Here is a 16,783-nt window from a genome sequence, read left to right as displayed (position 1 = left end):
GGGGCACGAGCACGCCTCGTTGGTCCTGGCGCAACGCTGCAGTGGCGTGGCGGCACCGACGCCGTTGTTCAGCGCGCTGCTCAACTATCGCCATCTCGGTGCGCAGGCGCCATCCAGCGAAGTCATTGCGGCCTGGGAGGGTATCCAGACACTGGAAGGTGAGGAGCGCACCAACTATCCGTTGACGTTGTCGGTGGATGACTTGGGTGAAGGTTTCAACCTGACCGTCATGGCTCAGGCACCCATTGGCGCCGAGCGTGTTTGCAATTATGTGCAATGCGTTGTGGAGAATCTGGTTCAGGCGCTGGAGCAATCGCCGCTGGCCCCCTTGAGCGGGTTGAAGATCCTGCCGCCGGCCGAGCGTCGGCAATTGCTCGAGAGCTGGAACAGCACGGGCGTCGCATTTGCCCAGGACGCGCTGATCCATGCTCAGTTTGAAGTCTGGGCTGCAGCACAGCCCGAGGCTATGGCGGTGATGTTCGAAGAGCGGACGCTGACCTACAGCGAGCTCAACGCCCGGGCCAACCAGGTCGCTCATCGCCTGCTGGCGCAGGGTATTCGCCCGGATGATCGGGTCGCGATCTGTGTCGAGCGTGGTTTGGACATGATCGTCGGCTTGTTGGGGATTCTGAAGGCCGGCGGCGGTTATGTGCCGGTGGACCCGGCCTACCCGACGGAACGCATTGCCTACATGCTGCGTGACAGCATGCCGGTTGCGCTGTTGGCCCACGCCGCCACGCATCGTCTGTTGGCGGGTGTCTCGATACCGGTGCTGCAACTCGATGACGGCAGTTGGCAGGACGAATCCGTCGCCAACCCGCAAGTGCCGGGCCTGGATTCCAGCCACCTGGCCTATGTGATCTACACCTCGGGTTCGACCGGATTGCCCAAGGGCGTGATGGTCGAGCACCGCAACGTCGCGCGGCTGTTCTCGGCGACCCAACCCTGGTTCGATTTTGGTCCGCAGGACGTGTGGGCGCTGTTCCATTCTTTCGCCTTCGATTTCTCGGTCTGGGAAATCTGGGGTGCGTTGACCCATGGCGGCCGCTTGCTGGTGGTGCCGCAACTGGTCAGCCGTTCTCCGCAAGACTGCTATGCGCTGTTGTGCGAGGCCGGGGTCACGGTGCTGAACCAGACGCCAAGTGCTTTCCGGCAGTTGATCGTGGCTCAGGGCGAGAGCGAGTTGCGCCACAGCCTGCGCCAGGTGATCTTTGGCGGCGAAGCGCTGGAAACCGGCATGCTCAAGCCGTGGTATGCCCGTGTAGCCAATGCCGGGACACAACTGGTGAACATGTATGGCATCACCGAAACGACGGTGCACGTGACGTATCGAGCGCTTGAAGCGGCTGACGCACAGTCGACGGGTGTCAGCCCCATCGGCAAGCGCATTCCCGACCTGCAACTGTACGTGCTCGATGCCCAGCGCGAGCCGGCGCCGGTGGGGGTGGTGGGTGAGATGTACGTGGGTGGCGCGGGTGTCAGCCGCGGTTACTTGAACCGCGACGAACTGACCGCCGAGCGCTTCCTCGACAACCCGTTCAGCCCCGAGCCGAATGCGCGGATGTACCGGACTGGCGACCTGGGTCGCTGGCTGGCGGACGGCAGCATCGAGTACCTGGGCCGCAATGACGACCAGGTGAAGATCCGCGGTTTCCGGATCGAGCTGGGCGAGATCGAAGCGACCTTGGCCGCCTGCGAGGGGGTCAGGGAGGCAGTGGTCATCGCTCGCGAGGACGAGCCGGGCGACAAGCGCCTGGTGGCTTATGTGATTGCCACAGAGGGTGCCCAACCGTCGGCGGTCGACTTGCGTACACAGTTGTTGCGGTCGCTGGCAGAACACATGGTCCCCAGCGCCTTCGTGATCCTTGACGCGTTCCCGTTGACCACTAACGGCAAGCTCGATCGCAAGGCCTTGCCAGCGCCGGATCAATCGGCAGTGATCAGCCGTGAATACGAAGCCCCGCAAGGCGAGGTCGAGACAACCATCGCGCGGATCTGGCAGGACTTGCTCAAGCTTGGACGGGTCGGTCGTCACGACAATTTCTTCGAGCTGGGCGGCCATTCGTTGCTGGCTGTGAAACTGATCGAACGTATGCGCCAGGTCGACCTGGCCGCCGATGTGCGGGTGCTGTTCGGCCAGCCGACGCTGGCCGCGTTGGCCGCCGCGGTGGGCGGTGTCAGGGAGGTCGTGGTACCGGGCAATGCGATTGCGGACGGTTGCACGCGGATCACCCCGGACATGTTGCCCCTGGCTGATCTGGACCAGGACGCCATCGACCGAATCGTGGCCACGGTGCCGGGTGGCGTGACGAACGTGCAGGATATCTACGCCCTGGCGCCATTGCAGGAGGGGATTCTCTACCACCACCTTGCCGCGGAGCAGGGCGATCCCTACGTGTTGCAGGTGCTGTTCGGCTTTGACAACCGCGAACGGTTGCAAGCCTTTGCCCTGGCCTTGCAGAGCGTGGTGTCGCGTAATGACATCTTGCGCACCAGCATGGTCTGGCAAGGTCTGGAAGCACCGGTGCAAGTGGTATGGCGCCATGCGACCCTGGGCCTTGAAGAGATCGAGGTGGATCCGGCGGGGGGCGAGGTGGTGCAGCAACTGCACGGGCGTTTCGATCCGCGTCATTACCGTCTCGACATCGCCCAGGCACCGCTGATGCGCTTTGCCTTTGCCCAGGATGTGGCGAATCAGCGCTGGGTCGGCATGCTGTTGTTCCATCATATGGCGTTGGACCACACGGCGCTTGAGGTCGTGGTGCACGAGATGCAGGCCAGTCTCTTGGGCCAGGCGCACTTGCTTTCGCCCGCGGTGCCGTATCGCAATCATGTGGCCCAGGCGCGACTGGGGGTCAGTCGTGAGCAGCACGAAGCGTTTTTCCGTGAGATGCTCGGCGATATCGATGAGCCAACGTTGCCGTTCGGCTTGCAGGATGTGCAGGGTGATGGCAGCGGTATCGAAGAAGCACATCAGGACGTGGACGCTGCGCTTGCGCAGCGCCTGCGGGCCCAGGCCCGTCAGCTCGGTGTGAGCGCGGCAAGCCTGGTTCACTTGGCCTGGGGGCATGTGGTCGGGCGGGTTTCGGGCCGTGAAGAGGTGGTGTTCGGCACCGTGCTGATGGGGCGGATGCAGGGCGGCGACGGGGCCGATCGGGCCCTGGGCATGTTCATCAATACGTTGCCATTGCGCGTCAGTGTCGGCGCTCAAGGCGCCCGCGCCGGAGTCAAGGCGACCCATGGCCGGTTGTCGGCCTTGCTGGGGCACGAGCACGCCTCGTTGTCCCTGGCGCAGCGTTGCAGTGGCGTACCGACCTCGCTGCCATTGTTCAGCACCTTGCTCAATTATCGACACAGCGCGGCTGAAGCGGTGTCCGACCAGGCCATCTCGGCCTGGCAGGGGATGCAAACCCTGCACATGGAAGAACGCACCAATTATCCTTTGTGCTTGAACGTGGACGACCTGGGCGAAGGCTTCCGGTTCACCGCTCAAGCAGTGATCGAAGTGGGTGCCCAACGTGTCTGCGGTTACATGCATACAGCGCTGGAAAGCCTGGTGGCAGCATTGGAGCAGACGCCTGAACGGGCGTTGCGTGAACTGCCGATTGTGCCGGCAGCCGAGCGCGAACAGTTGCTGGTGGACTTCAACGCCACCCACGCTGACTATCCGCAAGAGCAGACCATCCATGGCCTGTTCGAGGCTCAGGTACTGCGCACGCCGGACGCCGTGGCGGTGCGCCATGGCCGGCATCAGCTCAATTATCGTGAGCTCAATGGGCTCTCCAACCGCTTGGCCCATTACCTGCGCAAACAGGGCGTGGAGCCCGATTCGCGGGTGGCGATCTGCGTCGAGCGCGGTATCGACATGGTCGTGGGGCTGCTGGCAATTCTCAAGGCCGGCGGCGGTTATGTGCCGCTGGATCCGGCGTACCCGCTGGACCGCATCGCCTACATGTTGGAAGACAGCGCCCCGGCGGCGATCCTGGTTCAAGGGACTACGCGCAACTTGCTGGGCGAAACGGCGATACCGGTGATCGACCTCGACAAAGGCATCTGGCAAGACGAGGCGGCGCCCAATCCGCAGGTGCCGGGCCTGAGCTCGTCGCACCTGGCCTATGTCATCTACACCTCGGGTTCGACCGGTCTGCCTAAAGGCGTGATGATCGAACACCGCAACACGGTGAACTTCCTGACCTGGGCCCATCGCTCATTTGACGCTCAAACCCTGTCGAAAACCCTGTTCTCGACGTCGCTGAACTTCGACCTGGCGGTCTACGAGTGCTTCGCGCCGTTGACCTCGGGTGGCAGCATCGAAGTGGTCACTAATGTGCTGGAACTGCAGCAGGGCGAGCACGACATCACCCTGATCAACACCGTGCCCTCGGCGCTCAAGGCCTTGCTGGAATCCGGTGGGCTGGGCGAGGGTGTAGACACGGTCAACGTCGCCGGTGAAGCCTTGAAGCGCAGCCTGGTTGAAACCTTGTTCGAACAGACCCAGGTCAAGCGCCTGTGCAACCTCTACGGCCCTTCGGAAACCACGACCTACTCAAGCTGGGTATCGATGGCCCGCGAAGACGGATTTGCCGCGCATATCGGCAAACCGGTGGCGAACACCCAGTTCTATCTGTTGGATGAACACGGGCAACCCGTGCCGCTGGGCGTGCCGGGTGAAATCTACATCGGTGGTGCCGGGGTCGCTCGTGGTTACTTGAACCGCGACGACCTGACGGCTGAACGTTTCCTCAAGGATCCGTTCAGTACGGCTCCGAACGCCCGCATGTACCGCACGGGTGACCTGGGCCGCTACCTGCCGGACGGGAACATCGAATACCTGGGCCGTAACGATGACCAGGTGAAGATCCGTGGTTTCCGCATCGAGTTGGGCGAGATCGAAGCCAAGCTCGCGCAACACGATGCCTTGAACGAAACCGTAGTCCTGGCCCGTGAGGACGTACCGGGCGACAAGCGCCTGGTCGCCTATTTCACCCAACATTCGCCTGACGAAGCAGTAGAAATCGAAACCCTGCGCACGCACCTGCAAACGCAACTGCCGGCCTATATGGTGCCCGCCGTCTACGTACGCCTGGACGCGTTGCCACTGACACCGAACGGCAAGCTCGACCGCAAGGCGCTGCCGGCGCCGGATCTGGATGCCGTCATCAGCCGTGGCTACGAAGCCCCGCAAGGCGAGGTCGAAACCACCTTGGCGCAGATCTGGCAAGACTTGCTGGGCCTGCAACAGGTCGGTCGTCATGACCAGTTCTTCGAACTGGGGGGCCACTCGTTGCTGGCGATTCAATTGATTTCCCAGGTGCGTCTGCGCCTGGGTGTGGAGTTGGGCCTGACCGAACTGTTCGCCCAGCCCCAGCTCATGGGGTTGGCGCAGGCAGTGGCCCTTGCCGGGCGCAGCACGTTGCCGGAGATCGTCCGGGTTTCTCGAAAGGACGACTTGCCCTTGTCGTTCGCCCAACAGCGCCTATGGTTCCTGGCACAGATGGAAGGGGCGAGCGCGGCCTACCACATACCCGCCGGGCTGCGCTTGCGCGGTGTGCTGGACCGCCTCGCTTTGCAGCGGGCTCTGGACCGTATTGTCGCCCGCCATGAGGCCCTGCGTACCACCTTCGTGCAGGTGCGGGGACAGGAGGCTCGGCAGTGTATCGCGCCCGTCGATGTCGGGTTCGCGCTACTGCACCATGACTTCTGCGGCCTGGCCGATGCCGAGGGCCAACTGCACGCACTGGCGGCGCAGGAAGCCACTGATACCTTTAGCCTGGAGCAGGGGCCATTGATCCGGGGCCGGCTGGTCCGCCTCGGCAGCGAAGACCATGTGTTGCTGCTGACCATGCACCACATCGTCTCGGACGGCTGGTCCATTGGCGTGTTGATCAAGGAATTGACGGCGCTTTATGAAGCGTTTCGTCATGACCTGGACGATCCACTGCCGGCGTTGACGGTGCAGTACAGCGACTACGCTGTCTGGCAACGTCGCTGGTTGAGCGGCGAGGTGCTGCAAACCCAAAGCGATTACTGGCGACAGGCCCTGGCCGATGCGCCAGCCTTGTTGATGCTGCCCACCGACCGTGCGCGTCCTGCGCAACAGGACTATGCCGGGGCGACATTGCCGGTGGTCTTCGACGCCGATTTGACCGCGAGCCTCAAGGCCCTGAGCCAGCGCCACGGCGTCACCTTGTACATGACCATGATGGCGGCCTGGGGGGCGTTGTTGAGCCGGCTTTCGGGCCAGGATGAAGTGGTGATCGGCTCGCCGGTGGCCAACCGCACGCGGTCGGAAGTCGAAGGATTGATCGGCTTCTTCGTCAACACCTTGGCCGTGCGCATCGATCTCTCGGGGGCGCCGACGGTGGAAACCTTGCTGGCCCGGGTCAAGGCCCAGGCCCTTGGCGCCCAGGCGCATCAGGACCTGCCATTCGAACAAGTGGTAGAGGTGCTCAAACCGGTGCGCAGCCTTGCCCACAGCCCGCTGTTCCAGGCCATGCTGTCGTGGCAGACCCATGACAACACCGAACTGGTGCTGGGGGACTTGAAACTCGAAGGCCTGGGTGCGGCAAGCAACGTTGCCAAATTCGACGTGTCCCTGGAACTGAGCGAGATCCAAGGGCAGATGTTTGGTGCCCTTGAATACGCCACGGCGTTGTTCGACGAGGGCACGGTGCAGCGTTACCTCGGCTACTTCCAACGCCTGCTGCGGGCCATGGTCGCCAGTGACCAGACCCGGATCGAACGGATCGCGCTGCTGGACAACGCCGAACGTGAGCATTTGCTGGCAGGCCTCAACGCGACCCAGGCCGCATACCCACGTGAACAGACCATCCACCAGTTGTTCGAAGCCCAGGTCGAGGCTCGACCGGACGCCATCGCTGTCGCGTTCGGTGATGAGCGACTGAGTTACGCCGAACTGAACCGCCAGGCTAACCAGATGGCTCATCACCTGATCGGCCTGGGCATCCGCCCGGATGATCGGGTGGCGATCTGCGTTGAACGCGGTGCCGACATGCTCATCGGTCTGTTGGCCATTCTCAAGGCCGGTGCCGGTTACGTACCGCTCGACCCGGCGTTTCCAGCCGAACGCTTGGCCTACATGCTCGCCGACAGTGCCCCGGTGGCGCTGCTGAGCCAAGGTGAGTTGCTAGATCGTCTGCCCGCGTTGACGGTGCCGGTGGTGCTGCTCGACCGCGCCGAGCGCGTGCGTTGTGGCATTGCCGCCGGTCGCGACGACAATCCGCTCGTTGCGTCCCTGGGCGTGCGTCACCTGGCCTACGTCATCTACACCTCGGGCTCCACCGGCAACCCCAAAGGGGTGATGATCGAACACCGGGGCCTGGTCAACTACTGCGTCGATGCGGTCCGCTTGTTCGGCCTGACACCGGACGACACGGTGTTGCAGCAGAACACCTTGAACTTCGACCTGTCGGTGGAAGAGATCTTCCCGGCGCTGCTGGCCGGTGCCACCCTGGCGCCGACCCGACAGCTGTTTGGCAGTGCCGAGTTGCAACAAAACGGCGATATTCGCCCGACCTTCCTGCACCTGACAGCGGCCCATTGGCATACCCTCGCGGCCGAATGGCACAACTCGCCGGCCCAGGCTCGGGACTATTTGCGCGACGTGCGGTTGATCAACGTCACCGGTGACGCCTTGTCGACGCAGAAACTGCAGATGTGGGACGCGGTTCGTCCGGCGCATACCCGATTGGTCAACACCTATGGCCCGACCGAGGCCACGGTGTCCTGCACCGCCGCCTACATGGAGCATGACGCGGTCGATGGCATCCTCGGCAATGCCAGCATCGGCAGGCCGATGGCCAACACCCGTATCTACCTGCTCGATGCGCACCGCCAGCCGGTGCCGTTCGGGGTCGCGGGGGAAATCTTCATCGGGGGCGACGGTGTGGCGCGGGGTTACCTGAACCTTGACGCCATCAACGCCGAACGCTTCCTGGCCGACCCGTTCAGCGACCAGCCCGATGCGCGCCTGTACAAGACCGGCGACCTGGCCCGTTATCGTCCGGACGGACGCCTCGAATACCTGGGGCGCAACGACTTCCAGGTCAAGGTCCGTGGCTTCCGTATCGAACTGGGCGAGATCGAGGCCCGGCTGGGTGACTGTGCCGGGGTCAAGGAAGCGGCGGTGATCGTGCGCGAAGACACGCCGGGCGACAAGCGCCTGGTGGCCTATGTGGTGCCGCAGGCTGGAGTGAACCTGACCGCGGCGAGCTTGCGTGCGCAGTTGTCGGTGCAGCTGGCCGAGTACATGCTGCCAGGTGCGTTCGTCAGCCTGGTCGCGCTGCCGCTGACGCCGAACCGCAAGCTCGACCGCCAGGCGTTGCCGGCACCCGATGCCGAGGCGTACGCCAGCCGCACCCATGAAGCGCCTCAGGGCAACACGGAAATCGTTCTGGCGCAGATCTGGCAAACCCTGCTCAAGGTCGAGTCGGTGGGCCGCCACGATCACTTCTTCGAACTGGGTGGGCATTCCTTGCTGGTGATGCGCTTGATCGCCCAGGTGCGCGAACAATTGGGCGTGGAGCTGAACCTGAGGGAGGTCTTTGCCCAACCGCAATTGAGTGCGCTGGCCCAGGTGCTCTCCCAGGCGGCGCACAGCACCCGGCCCGGTATCGTGCCGGTGTCCCGCGAACAGGCGTTGCCGTTGTCTTTCGCCCAGCAGCGCCTCTGGTTCCTGGCGCAATTGGATGGGACCAGTGCGGCGTATCACATCCCCACGGGCCTGCGCCTGCGAGGCACGCTGGATACTTCGGCGCTCACGCGTGCACTGGACCGTATCGTGGCCCGCCACGAGGCCTTGCGGACCACTTTTGTGCAGGCGCAGGGGCAGGAAGTAGAGCAGCGCATTGCCCCGGTGGATGTCGGCTTCGCGTTGCGGTTGCAGGCCCTGGCAGGGCGAGCGGACGCCGAAACCGAACTGATGGCCCTGGCCGAGGAAGAGGCTCGCCAGGCTTTCGACCTGGCCCACGGCCCGTTGGTACGTGGCCGACTGGTGCGGATGGCGGACGATGATCACGTGCTGTTGGTGACCCTGCACCATATCGTCTCGGATGGTTGGTCCGCCGATCTGCTGACCCATGAGTTGGGCGTGCTGTATGAGGCGTTCCGTCAGGGGCAGGACGATCCATTGCCGGCGTTGCCGATTCAGTACGCGGACTATGCCCTCTGGCAGCGGCGCTGGCTCACCGGGGAGGTCTTGGACCAACAGGAACGCTTCTGGCGGCAAACCCTGGCCGACGCACCGGCCCTGTTGACGTTGCCCACCGATCGGCCACGGCCTGCGCAGCAGGATCACGCCGGCGCGGCGGTGGGGATTGTCCTCGACGAAACCCTGACCCAAGGCCTCAAGGCGTTGAGCCAGCGCCATGGTGCCACTTTGTTCATGACGGTCATGGCCGCCTGGGCCACGGTGCTCAGTCGCCTCTCCGGCCAGCACGATGTTGTCATCGGCACGCCGGTGGCGAACCGCATGCAGGCGGAAGTCGAGGGCTTGATCGGCCTGTTCGTCAACACGCTGGCGCTGCGCGTCGATGTGGCGGATGAACTGACGGTGCAAGCCTTGTTGCAACAAGTGAAGGTTCGGACCCTGGATGCCCAGGCGCACCAGGACCTGCCTTTCGAACAGGTGGTGGAGGTGGTCCGGCCATTGCGCAGCCTGTCCCATAGCCCGGTGTTCCAGGCCATGCTGTCATGGCAGAACAACGAAGCCACGGGATTGGAACTGGGCGATATATCGCTGCAAGGGCTGGGTGTGACCAGCCGCACCGCGAAATTCGACGTGTTGCTGGACATGGCCCTGATCGACGGGCGCCTGTTCGGGGCACTGGAATACGCCACGGCGTTGTTCGACCCCGCCACGATGGAGCGTTACCTCGGCTACCTGGAGAGTGTCCTGCGGGCCATGGTTGCTGATGAACAGACCCTCGTGGCGCAGATTCCGCTGCTGGGTGACAACGAGCGTCAGAACCTGTTGGAAACGCTCAATGCCACTGCGGTCGACTACCCGCAGGGCCTGACCCTGCACGGCCTGTTCGAGGCGCGGGTCGCGGCCAGTCCGGACGCGGTTGCCGTGGTCTCCGGCGAGGCGCAACTGAGTTACGCGCAACTCAATGAGCGGGCCAACCAGATTGCCCATCGCCTGCTGGAACTGGGCATTCGCCCGGATGACCGCGTGGCGATCTGTGCCGATCGCAGCCTGGACATGGTCGCGGGCCTGCTGGGGATTCTCAAGGCCGGTGCGGCGTATGTGCCGCTGGACCCGGATTATCCTCACGAGCGCCTGGCCTACATGCTGGAGAACAGCGCGCCCATGGTGGTGCTGACCCAACGTGCGTTGCAGGCGAGCCTGCCGGTGACGCAGGCGCTAACCTTGCTGCTGGATGAGGCGCAAGGGTTCTCGACGCAGCCAACCGACAATCCGCAGGTCGAAGGCCTGCATGCCCATCACCTGGCCTATGTCATCTTCACCTCGGGCTCCACCGGCCTGCCCAAGGGCGTGATGAACGAGCATGGCGCGGTGGTCAACCGCCTGCTGTGGATGCAGGACGAGTACGGACTGACCGCCACAGACGCGGTGCTGCAAAAGACCCCGTTCAGCTTCGACGTGTCGGTGTGGGAGTTCTTCTGGCCGCTGTTCAGCGGTGCGCGCCTGGTGATGGCCCGTCCTGGCGGGCATCGCGACCCGGCGTACCTGCGCGAAGTGATCCAGGCCCAGGGCATCACCACGCTGCACTTCGTGCCGTCGATGCTCGATGTGTTCCTGGCCCATGGTGAAGCTGGCGAGTGCGAGGGGTTGCGTCAGGTGATGTGCAGCGGCGAAGCGTTGCCGGGGCATCTGGTGCGGCGCTTCAAGGCGCAATTGCCGCACACTGGCCTGTACAACCTGTACGGTCCGACCGAAGCGGCGGTGGACGTGACCGCGTGGGATTGCGCGGGGACGGACACCCCGGACAGCACGCCGATCGGCAAGCCGATTGCCAACACCCGGATCTACCTGCTCGATAGCCATCAACAACCGGTGCCCATGGGCGTGGCCGGGGAAATATACATCGGCGGTGTGCAAGTGGCGCGGGGTTACCTGAACCGTCCGGAACTGACCGTCGAGCGTTTCCTGCGGGATCCGTTCAGCCGTGCGGCGAATGCGCGGATGTACCGCACCGGCGACCTGGGTCGCTACCTGCCGGATGGCAACATCGACTATTTAGGGCGTAACGACGATCAGGTGAAGATCCGTGGGTTCCGTATCGAACTCGGCGAGATCGAGGCCAAGCTTGCCCAGCATGAGGCGATCAAGGAAGCCGTGGTGCTGGCTCGCGAAGACGTGCCGGGGGCCAAGCGCCTGGTGGCTTACTTCACCGTGCACGGTGACGAGCACAGTGTCGAGATCGAAAACCTGCGAACACAGTTGCAAGCCCAACTGCCGGAATACATGGTGCCGAGCGCCTACGTGCGGCTCGATACGCTGCCGCTGACGCCGAATGGCAAGCTGGATCGCAAGGCATTGCCGGCGCCGGACCTGGCGTCGGTGATTACCCGTGAGTACGAAGCGCCGCAGGGCGCTGTGGAAACGACACTGGCACAACTGTGGGCCGAGCTGCTCAAGGTCGAAAAGGTGGGGCGTCATGACCACTTCTTCGAATTGGGTGGGCACTCGTTGTTGGCGGTCACGTTGATCGAGCGCATGCGCCAGGCCGGCTTGAGCGCCGATGTGCGCGTGCTGTTCGGCCAGCCGACCCTGGCCGCGTTGGCGGCAGCCGTGGGCGGTACGACGGAAATCGTGGTGCCGGACAACGGCATCGTGCCGGGTTGTGAGCGGATCACCCCGCAGATGTTGCCGCTTGCCGACCTGACACAGCAGGAAGTCGACGCCATCGTTGCCTGGGTGCCCGGTGGCGTGAGCAATGTCCAGGACATCTACGCCCTGGCGCCATTGCAGGAAGGGATCCTGTATCACCACCTGGTTTCGTCGCAGGGCGATCTCTATGTGCAGCAGGCCATGTTCAACCTGGAGGACCGTGCCCGGTTGGATGCGTTCGTGAGTGCGCTGCAAGGCGTGATCGACCGCCACGATATCCTGCGCACGGCTGTGCTTTGGGAGGGCTTGCGCGAGCCGGTGCAGGTGGTGCTGCGGGAAGCGCCGCTGGCGGTGCAGACCTGTACGGTCGAGCCGGGCGAGGACGTGGCGACGCAGCTTCGTGAGCGTTTCGACCCTCGGCACTCTCGGCTCGATGTGCGCCAGGCGCCCATGATGCGGCTTGCCTGTGCCTATGACGACGAGCACCAGCGCTGGGTCGCGCTGCTGCTGTTTCATCACATTGCACTCGACCACACCGCGCTGGAGGTGATCCAGCACGATATGCAAGCGTACTTGCTCGGGCAGCAGGCTCAGTTGGGCGATGCTGTGCCGTATCGCAACTACGTGGCCCAGGCGCGGCTTGGCGTGACGCAAAGCGCCCACGAGGCGTTCTTCAGGGACATGCTCCAGGATATCCAGGAGCCGACCCTGCCATTCGGTCTGCAGGACGTGCAGGGCGACAGCCATGTCATCGAACAGGCCCGGTTGGGCGTGGACGACAGTTTGAATCGTCGTCTGCGGACACAATCGCGACTGCTTGGCGTCAGCGCGGCGAGCCTGCATCACCTGGCCTGGGCGCGGGTGGTGGGCGCCGTGTCCGGGCGCGAAGACGTGGTGTTCGGTACCGTACTGATGGGCCGGATGCAGGGCGGTGAGGGGGCCGATCGGGCGCTAGGGTTGTTCATCAACACCTTGCCGCTGCGGGTTGACGTCGGCGTCGACGGGGCCCGGGCAGGCGTCAAGGCAACGCATGCGCGTCTCACCGCGCTGCTGGGACACGAGCATGCGTCGCTGGCACTGGCACAGCGTTGCAGCGGTGTCGCTACGTCGACGCCGTTGTTCAGTGCACTGCTGAACTACCGGCACACTGCAACGCAGGTCACCGAGGAGGCCCAGTCGGCCTGGAACGGGATCGAGGGGCTCGGCGGCGAGGAGTGGAGCAACTATCCACTGTCGCTGAACATCGACGACCTCGGCGAGGCCTTTGTGCTGACCGCCCTGGCGGAGTCGCGCATCGGGGCAGAACGCATCTGCGGCTACATGCACACGGCGCTGGAAAGCCTGGTCGATGCGCTTGAGCGCACGCCCGAGGCACCCGTGCGTGAGCTGGCGATATTGCCAGCGGCGGAACGCCGGCAACTGCTGGTCGACTTCAATGCGACCGACACGGTCTATCCCCGCGAAGAGACGGTCCACGGCTTGTTCGAGGCCCAGGTCAGGGCCCGGCCTGACGCGATTGCACTCCAGCATGGGGCGCAGCAACTCACCTACCGGGAGCTGCACGAGCGAGCCAATCACCTGGCGCATTGCTTGCTTGAACGGGGCGTCCAGCCAGGGTCTCGAGTCGCGATCATGCTGAACCGTTCGTTCGAGCTCATCATCAGCGAACTGGCGATCCTCAAGTGCGCCGCCGTCTATGTACCGCTGGACCACCATGCGCCCGAGGAGCGGCAGCGTTTCATGTTGCAAGACAGTGCCGCGGTGCTGGTGTTGACGACCCGTGACAGGGCCTTGCCGGAAGACATGCCGCGATTGGACCTGGACACACTGCAATTGATCCAGGCTGCACGGCCGGCGGTATTCCCCGGTCAAACCAGCGATACACCGGCGTACATCATGTACACCTCGGGCTCCACGGGCCACCCGAAAGGGGTGATCGTGCCGCACTTGGCCATAGGCCGATTGGCGATCAATAACGGCTACGCGGATTTCGGTGTACAGGATCGCGTGGCGTTCGCCTCGAACCCGGCGTTCGACGCCAGTACGATGGAAGTGTGGGGGGCATTGCTCAACGGCGGGCGCGTTGTGATCATTGATCACGAAACGTTGCTCAGCCCGACGCAATTCGCCCAGGCGCTGACAGAGGCCGAGGTGTCGGTGCTGTTCGTCACCACCGCCATGTTCAATCAGTACCTGGTCTTGATCCCGGATGCTCTGGCAGGCTTGCGGATCCTGCTGTGCGGTGGCGAGCGCGGTGATCCGGCTTCCTTCCGGCGGCTGTTGGCCCATGCTCCTTCGCTGCGGCTGGTGCATTGCTACGGTCCCACCGAGACCACCACCTTTGCGACGACCCATGTGGTCTCTGCCGTGCCACATGGCGCAACGAGTGTTCCGATCGGCCGTCCTATTGCCAACACCCGGGTGTATATCCTCGATGCCGCGCGCCAACCAGTACCTGTGGGTGTCGCGGGGGAGATCCATATCGGGGGTGTCGGGGTGGCCCTTGGTTACCTGAACCGGCCGGACCTGACCGGGGAACGCTTCATTGCCGATCCGTTCAGCGATTCGGGGAGCGCGCGCCTGTACCGCAGTGGCGATCTTGGCCGCTGGCTGCCCGACGGCACCATCGAATACCTGGATCGCAATGACGGTCAGGTCAAAATACGTGGCTTCCGTATTGAGCTCGGTGAGATCGAGGCCCGTTTGCACGAGTGCCATGGGGTGCGCGAGGCCCTGGTGGTAGCGCGTGAAGACAGTCCGGGCGACAAGCGCCTGATCGCGTATTACACCGAGCACGAGAACGGTGGGGACCTCGATGCGGACGTCCTGCGCGCCCAACTGCGCTCCGTGCTGCCGGAATACATGATCCCGGCGGCCTACGTGAGATTGACGGCTTTGCCGCTGACACTGAACGGCAAGGTCAACACCGGGGCGTTGCCGGTACCGGAAATGCACGCTTATGGGAGCCAGGACTACGAGGCGCCGCAAGGCGACCTGGAAGTCACGCTGGCTGGCTTGTGGGCCGACGTCCTGAAGCTGGAGCAGATCGGTCGTCACGACAACTTCTTTGAGCTGGGCGGTCATTCACTACTGGCGATCCGGCTGGTCGGATTGCTGGCACAGGCCAACCTGACCATCTCGCTGGCCGAGCTGTTCCAGCACGAAAGCGTCGCGTCGATGGCATCGATGCTGCTGGCCCGCACCGAGGATGCCCAGGTCAAGGAGGCCATCGTACCGGTGCGTACCACTGGCCAGCAGAATCCGCTGTTCCTGGTGCACGAGTTCAGTGGCCTGGACCTGTACTTCCCGATGCTGGGCAAGCACATCGATCCGGATATCCCGGTGTATGGCTTGCCTGCCGTCGAATGGGGTGAGCCGCAGTTGCAAACGATGGAGTGCATGGCCTCGCGCCTGGTGGGGATCATTCGTTCGGTACAACCCAAAGGGCCTTATCGCCTGGCCGGCTGGTCGTTCGGTGGCGTGCTGGCCTACGAGACCGCGATCCAGCTGATCGGCCTGGACGAGGAGGTCGAGTTCGTCGGTCTCATCGACAGCTATCTGCCTCGGCTGGTGGATCAGGGCCGGTCGCGCTGGGCATTGGACGAAGCCCACAAGCTGCATCTGCTGGACCGCTGCGATGTTTTCTGGAGGGCTTCGTTGCCTGGCGAAGAAGTACTTGCAGTGATCCTGGAGAATCTGGCCGATCTGCAAGGACAATTGGATCGATTCGATTTCACAGGCCTGGTGCAGCATTGCCGTGACGAGGCGTTGCTGCCTGCCGAGCTGGCCGTCTATAGCGCGGAGCAGCTCTGGCAGTACCTCGATCGCGAAGTGGCCCATGGTCACGCGTTGGCCCATTACGCGGTGTATCCGATTTCCGTACCGGTGCATCTGCTGGTGGCCGAAGAACGCAAGGACGACGCGCCCGAGCACTCCGGCTACCTGGGCTGGGACGCTGTCCTGCCCACGTCTAAGTTGCATTGCGTCAAGGTTCCGGGTAACCACCAGAGCATGATGCAAGCGCCTCATGTCAAGGCATTGGGCCAGGCCATCACTGCTGCACTCCACACCGCTGCATCGCGTCCGGCCCCCTCACCGAAGAGCGGTTACCAGCCGCTGCTGACGATCCAGGGCGGGCGTGCCGATCGAGCGCCGATCTTCTGCGTGCCAGGTGCCGGCGACAGCGTCACCGGTTTTATCGGGTTGACCGATGCCTTCGGTCCTGACTGGCCTATCCATGGGCTGCAGCACCGCGGGCTGGATGGCAGCACGGAGCCTTTCAGCCTCGTGGAGACGGCCGCCCAGGTGTACCTCGACGCGATCGACAAGGTCCAACCGGAGGGGCCGGTGCATCTGCTCGGCCATTCCTTCGGCGGCTGGATCGTGTTCGAAATGGCGGCCCGCCTGCATGCCCGGGGTCGCAAGGTGGCCTCGTTGACGCTGATCGACAGTGAGTCGCCGGGCGGCAACGGGGTGGTGGGCAAGCCCTATACCGCGACGGGGGTGCTGAATCGGCTGATCGAGGCGATGCAGTTGGCTTCTGGCAAGTCGTTGGGGATCGATGCCACGGTCTTCGGTACCCAGGACGATACCGCGCAGATGCGTTTGCTGCATGCGGGCATGGTACGGGCCGGCATGCTGCCGCAGCGTTCGGCGGTGGATTCGATGCGCGGTCCGGCGCGGGCCTTCGGTACGGCCCTGCGCACGGTGTATCAACCGCAACATCGCTACACCGGGCCGGTGCGCTTGGTGCTGGCCGATGATCCAACCCTGGACACGGCCGGTAACAAACGCGAACAGGAACAAATGATCGAAGGATGGCGCAAGCATATCCCCGACCTCAGTATCTGGTACGGTCCGGGCAACCACTTCACGATCCTCAAGGCCCCTCACGTACACAACCTGGCAGCCTGGTGGCAGGACGGCCTTCCCATGCTCGACGAGGAGGCCGCCAGTGACTACGTATGA

The 16,783-nt window shown here is 63.8% G+C and carries 1 protein-coding gene (cut by a window edge); it reads left to right on the top strand.

All coding sequences use genetic code 11. From position 1 onward, the window contains the following. Positions 1-16,783, top strand: partial view of a non-ribosomal peptide synthase/polyketide synthase gene (locus IB266_RS31055; protein WP_412548289.1) — the 3' portion only. The gene continues 14,108 nt to the left of window position 1, outside the view; the window shows 16,783 of its 30,891 coding nt (coding positions 14,109-30,891); the start codon falls outside the window, past its left edge; the stop codon is at positions 16,781-16,783.

Source organism: Pseudomonas sp. Pdm06 (assembly GCF_014851795.1).
In the GTDB taxonomy this organism is placed as follows: Bacteria; Pseudomonadota; Gammaproteobacteria; order Pseudomonadales; family Pseudomonadaceae; genus Aquipseudomonas; species Aquipseudomonas fluorescens_AA.
The sequence above is the reverse complement of the archived record's forward strand: the minus strand, read 5'-3'. Positions and strand labels throughout refer to the sequence as shown.